This is a genomic window from Alteromonas sp. WD8-37 (genome assembly GCF_055326825.1).
Map to the genome: position 1 here is coordinate 1 of NZ_JBUZOV010000014.1, position 1,069 is coordinate 1,069.

The 1,069-nt window shown below is 43.6% G+C and carries 2 tRNA genes and 1 rRNA gene; all 3 read right to left on the reverse strand.

The window, feature by feature from the left end:
- Positions 1 to 569: 569 nt before the first annotated feature.
- Positions 570 to 646, reverse strand: a tRNA-Ile gene (locus ACTUJZ_RS15905).
- A gap of 170 nt (positions 647 to 816) precedes the next feature.
- Positions 817 to 892, reverse strand: a tRNA-Ala gene (locus ACTUJZ_RS15910).
- A 78-nt stretch (positions 893 to 970) separates the two neighbouring features.
- Positions 971 to 1,069: ribosomal RNA gene (locus tag ACTUJZ_RS15915) — 16S ribosomal RNA — on the reverse strand; the annotation flags it as partial.

The following is a 1,069-nucleotide window of genomic DNA, read 5'->3' on the forward strand; positions in this document are numbered from 1 at the left end:
GTCACTTAACCATACAACCCAAAACAGCCTTCTGCTTTGCTTCCTGTGCGGCGCGTTTTTCCTCGTTCAGTCAGTTACATACTCAATGTATGCGCCTTTCCTCACTCGTCAGTCCGCTTGCACAAAAACCAAATCATCGGCCGTTACCACTTATTAAGATAAGTATAACAACCTGACCTGCCCGCCTTTTGACTTCGGGCTTTGGTAATGTTGTATGCATGACAAGCTAATCGTGAATATCCTTGTTATCAATCAAATCGATAACAAGCAATTCAAGTCAAGTAGAGTAGCTTTGAGAGAACACCTTTCGATATTCTCAGTTACTCAATTTTGATTGATTACTAATATCAGCTTTCCAAATTGTTAAAGAACATTTCGCAAAATGACGAATCATCTCACTTTAGGGTAAAAAACCCTAATCAATGCTTACTCACAAGAGTAAATATTCATTAGGATTTGAATCCGTGCCGACCAGGTCGTTTTCGTGTATTTCTTTCTTGGGCAAGGCATTCGATAAGGAAGCGTATTATCAATACGCGACGTTCGAATAACGCAGCACAAGGAAGAAATGGTAGGCTTGGGCAGACTTGAACTGCCGACCTCACCCTTATCAGGGGTGCGCTCTAACCAGCTGAGCTACAAGCCTGTTCTAGCTTTTCGCTTTGCCCTGATTGAGCACCTTGGTCTCATCGTTTGTCAGTCACATACTTTATGTATGCTCCTTCCTCACTCTTCAAGTCGGCGCGCACTCAGACCAAATCGCTTCGCTATAACCTTTTTAGCAATCTGACTTTAACTAAATCAAATGGCAAAAACTGGTGGAGCTAAGCAGGATCGAACTGCTGACCTCCTGAATGCAAATCAGGCGCTCTCCCAGCTGAGCTATAGCCCCGTAAAACGGTCGTTCTTTATATTTATAACAAGACTATCTGTGTGAACACTGCATTAAAAGCGTCAACGACGTTATCGGTAAGGAGGTGATCCAACCGCAGGTTCCCCTACGGTTACCTTGTTACGACTTCACCCCAGTCATGAAACACAAAGTGGTGATCGCCCTCTAAAAGTTAGG